The sequence below is a fragment of the Flavobacterium sp. KMS genome (assembly GCF_000813005.1).
Lineage (GTDB): Bacteria > Bacteroidota > Bacteroidia > Flavobacteriales > Flavobacteriaceae > Flavobacterium.
Genome location: NZ_JSYP01000025.1, coordinates 1 through 17,024 on the forward strand (window position 1 = coordinate 1; position 17,024 = coordinate 17,024).

Consider the following 17,024-nt stretch of genomic DNA (forward strand, 5'->3'; position numbering starts at 1 on the left):
GTTACTGTAACAGCTCCTTTTCATTATCCAATTGATATACATAAAGGGTATTTAAGTAATGATAAAAAGATGATTGCCGCATTTGTAAGTACAGGACTTAATCAAAGCGGATGGAGTTATGATGGGAATGCTATGTCGGGAGGAAATACTATGCCAACCTTATTATCACTTGTCTGGATAAGTTATGCTGAAAAAAATTCTGGAAAATAGAAACTTCAATAGATCAAGCTACTCAAAACAAGATACCGACATTGTTTAAGGAAGGTTATATGGATAAGGATAGAGCAGGGATATGGTCTCATATAACTTATAAAAAAATTACTGTTGGTCTGGCTCCTGGTGGTACAGTAGTATTATGGGTTACAGGTAAAAATAGAAGCGTGTAAGTACTTCATTATCAAGCTAAAGAAGCTTTTGTAAGTGTAGATGGATTTTATAGAAACCCTGATGAAGATACACAGCAAGAATTTTACCTAATGCATAGAAAAAACAAAGGGAACAGAATTGACTTCTGTTCCCTTTCATGACCTTTAAAACTATTAAGGTTTAAGAATTAAAACCGATGGCGTATTATTAAGCCATGTGCTTTGAGATTCGATTAGTTTTTTCCAGCTGTCTAAACTAATAATCATTAAATCTTGATTCTCTAAAAACTCTTTTTTAATAGTTCTATCAGACATTAGCATGATATGATTTGGGGCAATTTGTTCAATAGATCGAATAGATTCCTGCATATCCCGGGTGCTTTTTAATTCTCCGCTCGCATCCAGAATCGTAATTTGGGAACCATTGTTGTTAATTAATTTTTTAGCATATTCGATAAGGAATGCATCTTCTTTGCTAAAAATAGGCATGAAAACCTGATTTATTTCTTCTAATTCTTTGTCGATAAAAATTCCGACTGGCATTTTGCTTTTAGCGATAACGTGTCTTGTTCTTTCATCAAAAGGAGAATTTTCAAACAATCCTTCCTTTCCTGTGAATTTATCAATTAAACGGTCTGGATTTACGATTCTGGTTGTGAAACCAAGGATTTTACCTAGCAACGTTCCGTCGAAAATAGATTGTCCTAAACTAACTAATAATAAATCGTATTCGCCTTGGTTTGCCGTTTCAGTTATATCTGCATCAATATCATTAGATACTTTAAAAAGACTAATCATGTTTTGGTTTAAAACCTCAGATTCTGAAATAACGGGTAAAAGCATTTCTCTTTCATAATCTTTTACTTCAAACGAGTGTAACTCAGAGCTTAACGATAAATGCATTGCTGTTACAATAGTATTATCAGGTTGTTTTTTAGTCAGGCTATTTGCAATTCGTAATAATGTTTTTCCTTTTTCGGGAGTATCAAATGAAAATAAAATTTTGTATTTGCTTTTGTTTCCTATTTCTTCTGGAATAGTCGTCTTTTTATCTTTAAAGATAAAATTGATAAAGTCTAAAGCTGGTCCAGTCATAAATGTAGTAACCAATGCCATAATTACCATCATGGTAAAAATTTCGGTAGATAAAACGCCTAAATCATATCCTATGTTTAGCACTACCAGCTCCATTAAACCACGAGTATTCATTAAGGCACCGATGGCTAAACTATCTTTCCAGTTTTGTCCCACAAATTTAGCTGCAAGAGCACTTCCGAAGAATTTACCAACTACAGCCACAGCAATAATTACTCCTGTAACCTTCCATAAATAAGGATCATTTAATAAGCCTATCTGAGTACGTAATCCTGTGAAAACAAAGAATAAAGGAAGTAAAAGTATTACAGATACATCTTCAACTTTTTCGATGAAAATGTTACGGAATTTATTGTTTTCTGGCATGATTGCTCCTGCTAAAAATGCACCAAATAAAGCATGGATTCCAATTAGCTCTGAAGCGTAAGAAGAAAATAAAAGCGTTAAAAAGAAAATGGCAACTACTGGTTTGTTTAAACTTTCACGAGTTGAATTTAAATCACCTACACGTTTTAAAAACGGTCGAACTATTTTTAGCATCACAATTACATACAAAATAGCTAATCCTATTACATATAATGAACTAGTAAATGAACCTGCTTTTACAATAGCAATTACTACGGCAAGAATACACCAGGCAGTAATATCATCGGCAGCAGCACAAGTTATGGCAATGGTACCAAGTTTGGTTTTTTGCAAGCCTCGTTCCTGAACAATTCGAGCTAAAACGGGAAATGCCGTAATACTCATGGCAATACCCATAAAGAGACCGAAAGAAGAAAATTCAACTCCTACTGGGGCAAAAGTATGATAAATGAAATAAGCCAATGTTAGTCCTAATGCAAATGGAATTACAATACTTGCATGACTAATTACAACAGATTCATGTGCTTTGTTTTTAAGTACTTTTAAATCTAGTTCCATACCAATTACGAACATGAAAAGTATTAAACCAATCTGACTTAAAAATTGTAGGTTTCCTAAGGATTCTTTTGGGAATAAAGTGGCTGAAAATTCAGGGAAATACATTCCGATAAGGGATGGTCCTAAAACAATACCAGCAACCATTTCTCCAATTACCGATGGTTGACCAATTTTTCTAAAAACCCACCCAAAGAAACGTGCTACCAAAATAATTGTAATAATCTGGGCAAGCAAAATAGCAAGCGGATGTTGTAGATTTTCGATCATTGCCGAAATGAAGTCATTCCAATGGCTACTTTCTGTTTTTTTTACAACGATATCTCTTCCTATTTCTAATGCTTTTCCTTTTGAGATTACCAAATAGATTAAAGTCGAAAATCCGCCAATAATTATGAGATAAAATAATGAGTTTTTGATGTTTTTCATATCACGTCATTTTGATTTATTGTGCAAATATGAGAAGTGACTTTTAAGGAAAAAAGAAAATCTAGAGCTAATTCCTGTTAGATGTAATAAGACGGAAAAACTTTGTAATAACTTATATTTTTACTTTAAGTAAAAAGTCAGATCGGTACGTTTCGCTTAAAGAAAGAGTAATATTCTCCCCATTTTTTCTCTGATGAAGCAGTACAATTTCGTTGTGATTAAAGAATTGTATGGCATTCATAGCTATGATTTCCTTTTTATTAACCCGACAAAAATGGGCATCAGGTAATTGCTTTAAAAGGGTATCAAAATTAATGTTTTTTAACGTAAGCAAACTACCATCTGTAAGTAGCACCGTTTTGTCCCGACTATCTGTTGTGGCTGTTTTTATGTATTGAATTTGGTTAAAATACAACAAGGTTTTGCCTTTGTCGGTATTTAAGTGCATGAATTTTTTTGTAGCCTCAGGTTTATTGAATTGCTCAAGCGCTTTGGAAATTGCTTTTTGCAAACGTTCTATTTTTACGGGCTTTGTAATATAATCTACTGCATCAATATTAAAAGCTTCGGCTGCATAATCTTTGTAAGCGGTACAAAAAATAATTAATTTATTCTCTAGTAAACTGGCAAGACTCAATCCGTCAATTCCTGGCATTTCGATATCCGAGATTAATAAATCGAAATCGAGATTAGGAATTTCGGCTAGTAATTTTTCGGGATTATTAAAAGTTTTTACAATCTCTAATGCTGGAATTTGCTCACAAAGCATCTTTAGATAAGTTAAACCAGGTAACTCATCATCCAGTAGTAAGCATTTGAGTTTTGTATTCAAGTAGATTAATTTTTAAATGAGCAATGTAAATATCGTTCTCTACAAATTTATCAAGTTTGAATTGATTTTTGTAGATAATTTTTAATCGTTGTTCCAATGTAGTGTTCCCGATACCGCTTCGTTCTTTTTTTAATACTTTTTTATCTGATATTTTATTAGAAACGGTCAGAGAGAAATGGTTATCCTTAAATTCGAATATTACTGAAATAAAAGCATCGGCATTTTGTATGTCGGCGTGTTTAAATGCGTTTTCGATTAAATCGATAGAAATTAACGGCGCGAGTAAAGGTTGGTCGTACAATTTTTCGTCTTCGCCAATAATAGTTTTTACTTTTAATTCAAAAAGTGGACTGATCTTTATTTTATTGATTTCGATAAGATTCAGTGCAAACTCGATTTCTTCTTTTGGTGTTACTAGCTTTTTTTTGCTTTCGTAAAGAATATAATCTAACACATTTGCTAGTTTATCCAGAGCAAAATATGTTTGATACGCATGTGATTGAATCGAATTAAGAATGTTCTTGAAAAGATGTGGATTCAGTTTAGATTCTAATGTTTCCAATTGCAAATCATTTACTTTCATCTCAAGTAAATAAAAATTCTTTTCGGCTATCTCTTTTGCTTTTCTGGATTGAATTAACTGATAAACGATATAACCAATTAAAACTACTAGCAAAAGAATTATTGCTAGTAGAGAATTAGTTATAGTATTGCTTGTTTGCATGTTATTAATGGCTAGAAACAAATTTTAACCCAATAATCGAAGCTATTAATGTTGATAAGAAAAATATTCTCCAAAATGTAGCTGGTTCTTTAAAGATAAAAATTCCAACCAAAACAGTTCCCACAGCTCCAATTCCTGTCCAGACAGCATAAGCCGTTCCTATAGGTAAAACCTGAGTTGCTTTAAATAATAAAACCATACTTATGGTAAGGCATACAAAAAATCCAATCATCCAGTAGGTAGATACCATTCCAGATGTTTCTTTGGCTTTGCCAAGACAAGAGGCAAAACCTACTTCAAATAGACCAGCTATTATAAGTAAAATCCAATTCATTTTTTAGGGTTTAATAATTAATACAGAAGGCACGTTACTTAACCAAGTGCTTCTGGAGTCGACTAATGCTTTCCAGCTTTCAAGACTAATAATCATTAGATCTTGTTTATCTAGAAATTCCTTTTTGATGATGCGGTCGCTCATCATAGATATGTTCTTAGGGAATTTTTGCTCTAAGGTACTAATAGCACTCTTAATTACAAAATTAGACTCTATGTTTCCGTTTACATCCAGAATCATGATGTGTGAATTGTTATTGAAAATTAGCTTCTGAGCATAGTCTATCAAGAACGTATCTTCGACACTAAAGATTGGTATAAATACTTGATTTACATTTTGTAATTCTTTGTCGATTAAGATTCCTAAAGGCATTTTAGTTTTCGAAACAATCAATCGGGTTCTTTCGTCAAAAGGAGAATTCTGAAACAATCCTTCTTTCCCAATAAATTTATCTATAAGTCTATCTGGGTTAATGATTCGGGTTGTAAAACCAATTACTTTCCCTAACAATGTTCCTTCAAAAATAGATTGTCCTAGACCAACCAGTAACAGGTCATAATTGCCTTGATTGGCAATGTCGGCAATGTCACTTTCAATGTCTATAGTTGCTTTAAAAATAGTGGTGATTTCTTGTTTAAGAATTTTTGATTCTTCGACAAGCGGGATAAAACTATCTTTCTCTTTATCTTCGATATTAAAAGCATGCATCTCGTCGCTTAAAGATAAGTGCATTGCTGTAACTTGGGAGTTATCCTGCTGTTTCTTGACCATGCTATGTGCCAATCGCAAAAGAGATTTTCCTCTTTCGTTATTTCCAAACGAAATTAAGATTCGGTATTTATTGCTAATTGATGGTTCTTCGAGAACTGGGGTTTCTTTGGTTTTAAACACAAAATCGATTAAATCCAGTGCGGGTCCAGTCATAAAAGTAGTTACCAATGCCATGATAACCATCATTGTAAATACTTCGGGAGTTAGTACTTTGAGCTCTAATCCTATATTTAACACGACCAATTCCATTAATCCCCTTGTGTTCATTAGGGCTCCAATGGTTAAGCTGTCTTTCCAGCTTTGTCCTACGAATTTAGCTGCAAGTGCGCTCCCAAAAAATTTCCCAACAACTGCAACTAATATAATCATTCCGGTTACAGTCCATAAATAAGGATCGTTTATAAGCCCGATTTCGGTTTTTAAACCAGTAAAAACGAAGAAAAGAGGTAGTAATAAAATTACGGATACATCTTCGACTTTCTCGATAAACATGGTTCGGAATTTAGGAACATCAGGCATGATTGCTCCAGTCATAAATGCACCAAAAAGGGCATGAATACCAATAACTTCGGTTGCGTATGAAGATACAATAAGAGTAAGTACAAAAATTGCCACGACAGGTTTGTCTATATTCGATTTTGCTCCGTATAAATCCCCTATTCTTTTTAAGAATGGTTTTACAATATATAACATTGCCAAAACATAAATAACAGCTAGGGAAATGATGTATATCGAGCTAACAAAACTTCCAGCTTTTACAATAGCAATTACTACAGCAAGTAAACACCAGGCAGTAATATCATCGGCAGCAGCACAAGTGATAACGATTGTGCCTAATTTGGTTTTATGAATACCTCGTTCCTGAACGATTCTTGCTAAAACAGGAAAGGCAGTAATACTCATAGCTATTCCCATAAATAAACTAAAGGATAGGAATTTTACACCTTCGGGAGCAAATTGGTTGTAAACAAAATAAGCGAGCCCAATACCTAATGCAAAAGGAATTACGATACTGGCGTGACTTATTACAACGGCTTCATTTGCCTTGTTTTTTAATGCGTTTAAGTCGAGTTCCATCCCAATAACAAACATGAAAAGTATTAAACCAATCTGACTTAAAAATTTTAAGTTCCCTAAGGATTCGACAGGAAATAAGGCCATTGCAAATTCAGGAAAATACAAGCCTAATAAGGATGGTCCAAGAGCAATACCGGCAATAATTTCGCCTATTACAGATGGTTGCCCAATACGTTTGAAAATCCACCCAAAAAAACGGGCGACAAAAATAATTGTTATAATTTGGGCTAATAATATGGCTAGTGGGTCTTGAAAATTAGATTGCATCGAAGAAATAAAATCTTGCCAAGAACCTTTTCCTGTACCTACAACTTCTATTGTTTTATTTGCCTCTAAGTATTTACCTTTAGTAATGATCCAGTAAATTAAAGCTGTAAAACCTCCGGTTACCCCTATATAAAACAATGCGTTTTTGTAGTTCTTCATCCTATATTTTAAATAATGTAATTATTTTCTCAAAAATAATACAAATATGAGAAAAGGTAGCTAAGAAATCGCATCAATTTCAATTAACTTATTGTAAAAAAATGACTATAATTTATAGAAATAATAGTATAAAAGTGTACTCAAATTTTATCCTTTCCTGTGTTTTTCACTACATTTGCATCCATTTTTAATACTTTTATGAAAAAGAAATCAAATGTAGGTTTCTGGGAATCTATTGCCAGAATTATACTTAAAAATAGAATCCTGATTTTAGGGATTATTGCAGCCATAACTGTTTTTCTTGGCTTGCAATGGAGAAATCTTGGAATGACTTATACGGAAGCCAATTTACTTCCTAAAAAACATATTGTAAACCAGCAATATCAAGACTTTTTAAATAAATTTGGTGAAGAGGGAAATCTTATCGTTATCGGATTTAAAGACGAAACTTTTTTTACGCCAAAAAATTATGCTGCCTGGAATGAGTTAATGACAGGGTTAAAGGGTTCTAAAGCGGTGGATTTAGTTGTTTCGCTAAATGATTTAAAGAAGCTGGAAAAAGATACTGTTGCAGAAAAATTTGTACTTGTTCCTTTTATAGATCAAAATCAAGCAGTAAATCCGGAATATCTTAAAAAAATAAAATTTGACCTTTTTAATAATTTGCCTTTTTACGAAGGTTTATTGTTTAATAAGCAATCAGGGAGTATTCGTTCAGCTGTTTATCTGAATAAGAAAATAGTAAATACTGCAGCTCGAAAAACATTTATTCTGGAAGAATTGGTTCCTAGAATCGAGAAGTTTGAAAAAACTACAGGAATAGATCTTCGCGTTTCGGGAATGCCATATATCCGAACAATTAATGCGGAGAATATGAAAGGTGAAATTGGGCTTTTCATTGGTGCAGCATTGCTTATTACTTCATTGATTTTCTTTTTGTTTTTCCGTTCTTTCAGAGCTACGTTTATATCAATCTGTATTTTGTTAATTGGGGTAATGTGGTCGTTTGGGACATTAGGATTGTTTCATTACAAAATCACAATTTTAACTGCTGTAATTCCGCCATTGATTATCGTAATCGGAATAACAAATTGTATTTTCCTAATCAATAAATACCAGCAGGAAATAAAGATTCATAACAATCAGGCAAAAGCTTTACAACGTATTATTTCTAAAATTGGAGTTTCGACTTTAATGACGAACTTAACAACTGCTGTAGGTTTTGCAACGTTTATGATTACGGGTAACGACTTGCTATTTGAGTTCGGATTAGTGACTTCTATCAATGTTATATCGGTTTACTTGCTTACACTTGTAATAGTACCAATTGTGTATAGTTTTATGCCTTTGCCAAAAGAAAAACATTTGTATCACTTAAGTAAAAATTACATTTCGTCTTTACTGGATTGGGTTGAGAATGTTGTAAAAAATAAACGAAAAGTAATTTATACAATCTACGGTTTAGCACTTCTTTTTAGTGTGATAGGAGTTTCTCAAATTAAAGTTTCGGGTAGTTTAATTGGTGAAATGCCAAAAAGCGCATCGTTTTTTAAGGATATTCTTTTTTATGAAAAAGAGTTCAACGGTGTGATGCCGTTGGAGATTATGATTAACACCAAGCATAAAAAAGGTGTTATGAAATTATCGACCATGAAAAAAATGGATGAGTTGCAAGAAACAATTGCTACGATTCCAGAATTATCAAAACCAGTTTCGATAGTAAATTTAGTTAAATACTCTAAACAGGCATTTTATAATGGTAACCCAGAATATTATGAGTTGCCAACTTCGCAAGAGCAAACATTTATTTTGTCGTATGCTAAAAATGCTACGAAAAACAGTAAAGATAATTTGATGAAAAGTTATGTAGATTCGACTGGACAATACGCTCGAATCACAACTTTTATGAAAGATATTGGAACTCAGGAAATGGCTCGAGTAGAAGGGAAGTTGAAAAAGAAAATAGAAGAGATTTTTCCAAAAGAACGTTATGAGGTTACCTTAACAGGGAAAGCTTTAGTGTTCCAAAAAGGAACTTCATATTTGGTAGATAATCTTATAGAGTCTTTAATTTTTGCGATTTTAGTAATTGCAGCACTTATGACTTATTTGTTTAGATCAGGAAAAATGGTAATGGCATCAGTAATTACTAATATTTTACCACTTTGTATTACATCAGGATTAATGGGGTATTTTGGTATTCCGCTTAAGCCATCAACAATATTGGTATTTAGTATTGCTTTTGGTATTTCGGTAGATAATGCGATTCAGTTTATGGCAAAATACCGTCATGATTTATTGCAAAGTAACGGGAAGATCAAGAAATCAGTATTTAGTGCTTTAAGGGAAACAGGAATTAGTACGTTTTACACTTCGATTGTATTAATTTTCGGATTCGCGACTTTTACATTGTCTAGTTTTAGCGGAACAATTGCGTTAGGAGGATTAATATCTTGTACGTTGCTATTTGCAATGTTTGCAAATTTATTAGTCTTACCAGCATTGGTCTTGACATTTGAAAAGAAGAAGGCAAAAAAAGAAGATAATATAGAAGGAGAGATTTAATCTCTCCTTTTTTTATAGATGATATATTCAGGTAATTATAGCTGAATTTGTCTGTCGATTTGTTGGTCTAACGAGATGAAGGTTTCTGTTCTGGATACGCCTTCAATTGCCTGGATTTTGGTGTTTAGTAACTGCATTAAATGTTCGTTGTCACGACATATTATTTTAATTAATATCGACCAGTTTCCTGTTGTATAGTGACATTCTAAAACTTCGGGTATTTTTTTTAATTCTCTTACAGCTTCTGGATTTCGCGCAGCTTTATCAAGATATACGCCTACAAACGCCATTGTATTATATCCTAGAACTTTATTGTTAACGGTGAATTTTGAACCTGATATCACTCCCGATTGCTCTAGTTTGCGTAATCGCTGGTGAATTGCTGCACCCGAAATTCCGATTTTATTAGCAATCTGTAATATTGGTTTTCGTGCATCCTCCATTAAGTGGCGTAAAATTTCTTTATCGATACCATCTATTTCTATAACGAGTGAGTTGATTTTCATGTGTTGTGATTTGAAACTAATTTTAGTGTTTTGGTTTAAAATAGAAATCAAATTTAATGATAAAACTTTAATTAAGTTCTGAAATCGAAATCTTTGTCAAAGTTTAAAACTTTGACAAAGATGAATTGGGGTGGAAGTTGAGATAAAACAAAAATTTCAAATCTATAAGTGATGTAAGGTTTTGTATTACTTGAAGTTGGGATTTGGGCATAAAAAAAAGCCGCGAAATTCGCAGCTTTTTTATTTATTTAGATAAAAGGATTATTTTCCTTTATTTGCTTCAGCAATATATTTTTCTAATGCCATTGTCATTGATGGAGTTTCAGGAGTTGGAGCAAGAATATCTATTCTTAAACCATAATCTAAAGCCTCTTTTTGAGTTGTGCTTCCAAAAACAGCTATCCTAGTTTCGTTTTGTTTGAAGTCAGGAAAGTTTTTAAATAATGATTTTATTCCCGTTGGGCTGAAAAAAGCTAAAATGTCATAATAAACATCTGCTAAGTCAGATAAATCACTCATTACTGTTTTGTAAAAAATTGCTTGAGTCCAATCAACTTTTAAGTTGTTTAAAGTAATAGGAGCATCAGCGTTTAATTGATCAGAAGCAGGTAGTAAGAATTTTTCGTCTTTGTACTTTTTGATTAATGGAGATAAATCTGCAAAATCTTTAGCACCAACATAAATTTTACGTTTTCTGTACACTACGTATTTTTGTAGGTAAAAAGCAACGGCTTCCGATTGACAAAAATATTTTAATCCTTCAGGAACTTTATAACGCATTTCTTCTGCTACTCTAAAAAAATGATCAACAGCGTTTCTGCTTGTTAAAATGATTGCAGTGTAATGATTAAGATCGATTTTTTGAAGTCGAATCTCTTTAGCGTTAACTCCTTCCACGTGAATGAAAGGTCTGAAATCAATTTTTATTTTGTGTTTCTGTTGGAGCTCAAAATAAGGGGAGTTTTCCACTTTAGGTTCAGGCTGTGACACCAAAATTGTTTTCACTTTCATAAGTTGTAATATTTTCTAAGCACTCCCTTTGGTAAACCAATAATACATAAAATAATAAGGGGCTATTTCAAGAGTGCAAAGATATAAAATAAAATAAAATAACTTACTCAATATTACGTTTTGATAGTTTTTAATTGAAATAAAATAAGAGAACAGGCTAATACATAGTGAAATAGCTAGTATTGTTAGCGGTACATTTTTTGAAATATCGTCATAATAGAACAAAATTGCATTAACTGGAAGGATTAAAATACCGATATAAGCTCTATAAGTTACTTTTTGTAAGTTAAAGTGCTCGATAAATTCTTCAATATTAAAAGAAGTAGCAACAATCTTTTCTATTAAATACTTTGATAAAATAAAAAATCCCAGCAAGGTTACAATTTGGATATAAAGAGTCCAATCAGTTTTTGATGCATGTCCAAAACTACTTAAGGTAAGTTGTATAAAGAATGCAAAAGAAATAATTTGTAAAAAAAATAAGGCAATTGTAAAACCGCTTTTTATGTGGCTGCTATCTCTATATATTTTTGCATATTTATCAGAGAAAATCAATTTTGTAAAGTCTCCAAAACGGCTCTCATAGATAGACTTTGTTATAGCAATAACCGCAAAGCATAACACAAACAAAAGTGTTGCCCAGTCTTTGTTTTCAGTAATTCTTGGATGAAGTTGTTCAATCATAGCGATGCAAAATTAGTAATTTTTTATATCAATACTTTTATTATAACTTTATTATGAATGAAATGCTATAAAAAGTTTACTTTTGCGTTGAAATTACTCAGAAAAATGAATGATTGTATTGTCATAATTCCCACTTACAACGAAATTGAAAACATTGAAAGCATTATAAGAGCTGTGCTTTCTCAACATAAATCTTTTCACCTTCTTATTGTCGATGATAACTCTCCAGATCGTACTGCAGATAAAGTTGTCATGCTTCAAGAGGAGTTTGAAGGGAAATTGTTTTTAGAAAACAGAGCCAAAAAAGCAGGCTTAGGAACTGCTTATGTTCATGGTTTTAAATGGGCTCTGGATCGAAAGTATAATTATATATTCGAAATGGATGCCGATTTTTCGCATAACCCAAATGATCTCGAAAAACTTTTTGATGCTTGCCATTTTGGTGGAGCAGATTTGGCTATTGGATCTAGATATGTAACAGGGGTAAATGTTGTAAACTGGCCATTAAGCCGTGTATTGATGTCATATTTTGCTTCGGTGTATGTAAAATTCATAACAGGTATGAAAATACATGATGCCACAGCTGGATTTGTATGTTATAAAAGAGAAGTCTTGGAGGCTATTAATCTTAACAGAATAAAATTTGTTGGTTATGCTTTTCAGATTGAAATGAAATATAGAACGTATTGCAAGAAATTTGAAATTACCGAGGTTCCTATTATTTTTACTGATAGAACAAAAGGAGTTTCTAAAATGAGTAATGCTATTATAAAAGAGGCAATTTTTGGAGTTATCTCACTTCGACTAAAAAAATTAGTCAATTCATTATAAACCAATATTAAGGATGAATAGGATTTTAATAAAAAATGCTAAAATTGTAAACGAAGGGTCAATTTTTGAAGGCGATTTGCTAATCGAAAATGATATAATTGTAGAGATCTCAGATAGTATAAGTCTAAAGTCTTCTAATTGTGTTGTTATTGATGCCGAAGGAAGTTACTTAATGCCGGGAGCTATAGATGATCAGGTACATTTTAGAGAACCAGGTTTAACACATAAGGGAGATATCGAATCAGAGTCTAAGGCAGCTGTTGCTGGAGGGATCACTTCGTTTATCGAGCAGCCTAACACGGTTCCTAATGCAGTAACTCAGGAAATATTAGAAGAAAAATACCAGATAGCTGCAAAGAAATCATATGCGAATTATTCGTTTATGATGGGAGCTACGAATGATAACTTGGAAGAAGTTTTAAAAACAAATCCAAAAAATGTAGCAGGAATTAAGATATTTCTAGGTTCTTCAACGGGAAATATGTTAGTAGATAATGAAGCTACACTCGAAAAAATATTCTCTAGTACACCAATGCTTATTGCAGTACATTGTGAGGATGAAACAACAATTCAGAATAATTTAGAAAAATATAAGGCAGAGTATGGTGAAGATGTTCCTGTAACGGTACATCATTTAATTCGTAGTGCCGAAGCGTGTTATATTTCTTCATCTAAGGCTATTGCTTTGGCGAAGAAAACTGGAGCTCGTTTGCATATTTTTCATCTTTCGACTGCTAAAGAAATGGAATTGTTTACAAACAAAATCCCTTTAGAAGAAAAGAAAATTACTGCCGAGGTTTGTGTGCATCATTTATGGTTTACAGATGAAGACTATAAAACTAAGGGTAATTTTATAAAATGGAATCCTGCTGTAAAAACTGCCGATGACCGAAAAGCTCTTTGGGAAGCATTGCTAGATGGACGAATAGATGTAATTGCTACAGATCATGCGCCACATACTAAAGAAGAAAAGAAACAATCCTATTTAAAAGCTCCTTCTGGAGGTCCTTTGGTTCAGCATGCCGTTGTAGCTATGTTTGAAGCGCATCATCAAGGAAAAATTAGCGTTGAGAAAATCATTGAAAAAATGTGTCACAATCCTGCTAAAATTTTTAAGATTGAAAAAAGAGGTTTTATTAGAGAAGGTTATTATGCCGATTTGGTAATTGTAAATCCTGGTTTGCCTTGGAGTGTAAATACAGATAATATTTTGGCAAAATGTAAGTGGTCTCCATTTGAGGGATATACATTTAAATCAAGAATTACTCACACTTTTGTAAATGGTCAATTGGTTTACAATGCATTTAAAGTGAAAAACGTTCACGCTGGAAAAAGATTATTATTTGATAGATAAGATATGAAAAAAATAGTCATAATTATTTCGGTATTAATGTTTGCTGTAGGATGCAAGAAAGAACTGGTTCCAAAGCCAGAACGACTTGTTGAAAGAGATAAGATGATAGATATTATGTATGACTTATCATTATTAGAAGCAATAAAATACCAGAATCCAATGTCTCTTGATTCTAGCGATACTAATCCTACCAGATTTATATTGAAAAAATATAAAGTAGATAGTTTGCAATTTGTAAAGAGTAATATGTATTACGCTGCAAATTATAATGATTACAAAGACATGTTTGATGAGATTAGTGCGCGTATAGAAAAAAATAAAAAGAAGGTAGATTCTTTAATCAAAATTGAAGAAAAGAAAAAGAAGTTGCTTGAAAAAAACGGCAAAGCTGTTAAAAAAGACACTATTAAAAAACCTAAAGAAGAATTGATAAAAGTAAAGCCGGTTTCGCCTAAAATAGAAATGAAACAGAGTAATTAACTTTTTATAAAGTAGAAACCTCTTTAATATATTGATGGATATTTATGAAGTCAGTTTTTAAAGTGGTTTTTATTTTTTCATTCGAATATAAATCTTTTGTGTAAGACGACTTTGTAGTCGCTTTTGTAATCTGTCTTTTCTTCAGGAAAAATGTAGATAGAAACCAATCGATTCTCCATATAATTTTCATAAGTAAAGGACTTGCATGAATTGTAGGTCTTTTTACTTTTAATGCATCAGCAATAGTATTTAAAACATCTCGAAAAACGATATTATCTGCAATTAAAGTAAATCGCTCATTTTTTATCTCGCTTTTCATTAATGTTACGGCGATTCTAACAACATCATCTACAGCAACAAATCCGGTACTTCCCAGCGTGTAGAATGAAAGCCCATTGGCTACTTTTGTATAAAGTTCTGCGCTTCCTTGTTCATCACTTTTAGATTTTGGGATAGGACCCATAATTACCCCAGGATTTATAATAACAACATCAAGGCCTTCTTGCCAACTACGCCAAACTTCCATTTCGGCACCATATTTAGATATTGCATAATCGCTATGTGGTTTTTCAGGATTCCATTCCGTTTCTTCGGTTATAATAGTTTCATGGGCTGCAAGGTCTCCAAGAGCAGCTATTGAACTTACAAAACATAATTTTTTTATTTGCTTTGCGATACAAAAATTTACAATGTTTGCAGTGCCTTCGATATTGGTTTTTCGTACTAAGTCTTCGTCCTTTGGGTCAAAAGAGATTAAGGCTGCACAATGATATACATACTCAATATCTGCAAAAGCAATTTCTAATGAGGGAACATCGAGGATATCAGCTTCTATCCATTGTATTGATTCGAATAAATGTGATTTTTTATATAAATCAAAAACTGATTTTGTTTTTTCTATTTTATTTGCGTTTCGGTAAATTGCCCGAACGTTGTCTCCATTTTCAATTAAATGAAGCAATAAATGTGCGCCAACTAAACCTGTTCCTCCTGTTACTAAAACCATTTTGTAAAGATAATACTTTCGATTTATCTACATACAAATTTCGTACGATTCAGGGTACAGATAATAAATAAGGCATATTAAAAAGTATCTTTTCAATATGCCTTATTTGTTTATAGGATCAAATGTTTTGTTTATTAGAAAATTGTGTATCCTAAAACAAAATCTATTGAGCTATATTTTGCAGAATAAGTTAGATAATCGCGCATTAATTCTTTTTTGGTATTTAATCTTGCTTCGAAGCTAAATTTATTTTTAAAGTTATAACCAAGGCCGAAAGCAAAATTACTTCCAGAACCACTTTCATATTCTCTTGTAGTTTTATTTGTAACATCTGTGTAAGTGATGTTTGTTTTGCTTCCTGCATCAAATGCATAAGCTACGTTTATAAAAATTTTAGAGCTTTGATTTAAAAACATATAATGTCTTATTCCGATAGGGATTTGTATAGAAGTGTATTTTACTTTTGCATTGTTAGGGGTTTCCGGGCTTATTATAAATCCACTAGGAACATTATATGTTTTATCATCTTGGTATGTTTGATAAGCAGGATTTATAAAAATACTCCATTTGTTTTTGTTGTATGGAAGGATGTACTCTGCCTCGACACCAAACTTGAAGTTAATTTTATTATCTAGTTGTACGTTATCGCGAAGAAAGTAATCATTTTCAGTAGATAATGATGCAATGCTTGCGCTAGGCGTTATTTTAACTAGAAAAATTCCTTTGTTTACTTTTCTTTCTTCTTTAGCTAAATTAGGTTTGATGTTATTGTATTTTATGAAATACTTAGTAAGATCTGATTTATTGTAATTAAGTTTTATAATTTCTTTTTCGGTTGTGTTTTCGGCCTTTACATTTTGAAACAGTTGTTGTTTATATTCATTATTTTCGGCTAGTATTGTTGGGGAGCCGTTAGAATCAATCTGATAATATTTTGTATAAACAAGTTGCTCCACAGGAATCGTTTTTGTTTCGTAAAAATATCTATTAAGGTTTTGATCGGTGTAACTATACAAAGTAGCATCGCCTTTTATAAGAACTTTTAAAAAAATTACTTCTTCTTTAAAAACAGGGTTTCTGTCAGCTAATAACTTATTAGGTTCGTCGCTTGTACGATCTATTTTAATTTTAAATTTTTTAAATGTGGTTTCATTGTCGATCCCGAACTCTTGAACGTTTGCAATGGTTTCGGTTTTAAAGTCGTTGTCACTAAGTTGTGTTTTGTATTTAAAATCTGTTGGGTTGTTTTTCCAGTCTATGTTTCTTATGAAACATTCTATGCGACTTCCATCGTTTAAAATATAATATCCTTTTTCAAAAGATATTTGCGCATAAGAAAAAGTAAAAAAGAATAAAAATAAAATAGTAATCAGTAATGGTTTTTTCATGGTAATTTGTTAGTTTTTTTGCGAATGTAGCCATTATATGTTGCTTTTGCTGCATATTAAAGGTTAAAGCATGAACTGTTTAGCTGGGTATAGATGAAGATAGTTTTTATAGTTTGAATTTAATGGTTAATATTTTGCAGGACAGAAATGAAAATCTTTTGTAACAGGAGTGTTTTATAGTATTTACTCCTAACAGAATTAATTATATTTGTAAAAATTATTTTA

Annotated in this window: 15 protein-coding genes; 5 read left to right on the top strand and 10 right to left on the bottom strand. The window is 32.1% G+C overall.

The genetic code is table 11. The features are described 5' to 3' along the window. Positions 1-210, top strand: a 210-nt coding sequence (locus tag OA93_RS25530) for a DUF2931 family protein (RefSeq protein ID WP_039115866.1), incomplete at its 5' end; no start/stop codon positions are given. A 329-nt stretch (positions 211-539) separates the two neighbouring features. On the opposite strand, the gene OA93_RS20530 is transcribed toward OA93_RS25530, so the two are convergent. The 5 genes from OA93_RS20530 to OA93_RS20550 form a co-directional block, all read right to left on the bottom strand. Next, positions 540-2,810: a cation:proton antiporter gene (locus tag OA93_RS20530; RefSeq protein ID WP_039115868.1), complete on the bottom strand. Its 2,271-nt coding sequence runs from the start codon at positions 2,808-2,810 to the stop codon at positions 540-542. Between the two features lie 112 nt (positions 2,811-2,922). Then, on the bottom strand, positions 2,923-3,642 hold the full coding sequence (locus OA93_RS20535; protein WP_039115869.1) for a response regulator: 720 nt from the start codon (positions 3,640-3,642) through the stop codon (positions 2,923-2,925). Beyond that, entirely contained in the window at positions 3,608-4,366 is a 759-nt protein-coding gene (locus tag OA93_RS20540) for a histidine kinase (RefSeq protein WP_039115872.1), read from the bottom strand. Before OA93_RS20540 ends, OA93_RS20535 begins: the two co-directional genes overlap by 35 nt. 4 nt (positions 4,367-4,370) lie before the next feature. Continuing rightward, the gene (locus tag OA93_RS20545) at positions 4,371-4,700 is read right to left on the bottom strand and encodes a multidrug efflux SMR transporter (protein WP_035617362.1); all 330 of its coding nucleotides are present in this window, start codon (positions 4,698-4,700) and stop codon (positions 4,371-4,373) included. A 3-nt stretch (positions 4,701-4,703) separates the two neighbouring features. After that, on the bottom strand, positions 4,704-6,974 hold the full coding sequence (locus OA93_RS20550; RefSeq protein ID WP_039115874.1) for a cation:proton antiporter: 2,271 nt from the start codon (positions 6,972-6,974) through the stop codon (positions 4,704-4,706). 198 nt (positions 6,975-7,172) lie between these two features. On the opposite strand from OA93_RS20550, the gene OA93_RS20555 reads away from it, so the two are divergent. Continuing rightward, a complete protein-coding gene (locus OA93_RS20555; RefSeq protein ID WP_039115876.1) occupies positions 7,173-9,539 on the top strand; it encodes an MMPL family transporter in 2,367 nt (788 codons plus the stop codon). A gap of 35 nt (positions 9,540-9,574) precedes the next feature. Here the strand turns inward: OA93_RS20555 and OA93_RS20560 are convergent, their stop codons facing one another. From OA93_RS20560 to OA93_RS20570, 3 genes are all read right to left on the bottom strand, one after another. Then, on the bottom strand, positions 9,575-10,045 hold the full coding sequence (locus tag OA93_RS20560; protein ID WP_035617352.1) for an Lrp/AsnC ligand binding domain-containing protein: 471 nt from the start codon (positions 10,043-10,045) through the stop codon (positions 9,575-9,577). Between the two features lie 261 nt (positions 10,046-10,306). Continuing rightward, positions 10,307-11,056, bottom strand: a complete 750-nt coding sequence (locus tag OA93_RS20565; RefSeq protein WP_039115878.1) for a uroporphyrinogen-III synthase — start codon at positions 11,054-11,056, stop codon at positions 10,307-10,309. Between the two features lie 15 nt (positions 11,057-11,071). Then, positions 11,072-11,740: a DUF4271 domain-containing protein gene (locus OA93_RS20570; protein ID WP_039115880.1), complete on the bottom strand. Its 669-nt coding sequence runs from the start codon at positions 11,738-11,740 to the stop codon at positions 11,072-11,074. Positions 11,741-11,845: 105 nt separating this feature from the next. On the opposite strand from OA93_RS20570, the gene OA93_RS20575 reads away from it, so the two are divergent. The 3 genes from OA93_RS20575 to OA93_RS20585 are packed head-to-tail and all read left to right on the top strand — an operon-like array spanning position 11,846 to position 14,405. Then, the gene (locus tag OA93_RS20575; protein WP_039115882.1) at positions 11,846-12,571 is read left to right on the top strand and encodes a polyprenol monophosphomannose synthase; all 726 of its coding nucleotides are present in this window, start codon (positions 11,846-11,848) and stop codon (positions 12,569-12,571) included. A 13-nt stretch (positions 12,572-12,584) separates the two neighbouring features. Next, positions 12,585-13,925, top strand: coding sequence for a dihydroorotase (locus tag OA93_RS20580; protein WP_039115883.1), 1,341 nt, complete (start codon positions 12,585-12,587; stop codon positions 13,923-13,925). A gap of 3 nt (positions 13,926-13,928) precedes the next feature. Continuing rightward, a complete protein-coding gene (locus OA93_RS20585) occupies positions 13,929-14,405 on the top strand; it encodes a DUF4296 domain-containing protein (RefSeq protein ID WP_052259550.1) in 477 nt (158 codons plus the stop codon). Between the two features lie 4 nt (positions 14,406-14,409). On the opposite strand, the gene OA93_RS20590 is transcribed toward OA93_RS20585, so the two are convergent. Beyond that, a complete protein-coding gene (locus tag OA93_RS20590) occupies positions 14,410-15,411 on the bottom strand; it encodes an NAD-dependent epimerase/dehydratase family protein (RefSeq protein WP_039115884.1) in 1,002 nt (333 codons plus the stop codon). Between the two features lie 134 nt (positions 15,412-15,545). Further along, positions 15,546-16,799, bottom strand: coding sequence for an outer membrane beta-barrel protein (locus OA93_RS20595; protein WP_052259551.1), 1,254 nt, complete (start codon positions 16,797-16,799; stop codon positions 15,546-15,548). Between the last annotated feature and the right edge of the window lie 225 nt (positions 16,800-17,024).